The 239-nt window shown below is 67.8% G+C and carries 1 protein-coding gene; it reads left to right on the top strand.

The window, feature by feature from the left end; all coding sequences use genetic code 11:
• On the top strand, positions 1-239 hold a 239-nt coding region (locus SB753_RS41015; RefSeq protein WP_410805673.1), incomplete at both ends, for an alcohol dehydrogenase catalytic domain-containing protein.

Here is a 239-nt window from a genome sequence, read left to right as displayed (position 1 = left end):
CGACTCGCGGTTGGGGGAACGGGTCTCTATCGAGCCGCAGCATCCGTGCCGCGTGTGCGAGTTCTGCCGGAGCGGCCGCTATAACCTCTGCCCGCGTATCGAGTTCTACGCCACTCCGCCGATCGACGGTGCGTTCGCGGAGTACGTCGCGATCCAGCAGGACTTCGCCTACGCGGTGCCGGCCACGGTCAGCGATGACGCCGCAGCTCTGATGGAGCCGCTCTCGGTCGCCATCGCCG

The organism is Paraburkholderia sp. SIMBA_053 (assembly GCF_046534895.1).
In the GTDB taxonomy this organism is placed as follows: domain Bacteria; phylum Pseudomonadota; class Gammaproteobacteria; order Burkholderiales; family Burkholderiaceae; genus Paraburkholderia; species Paraburkholderia caledonica.
The sequence above is the reverse complement of the archived record's forward strand: the minus strand, read 5'-3'. Positions and strand labels throughout refer to the sequence as shown.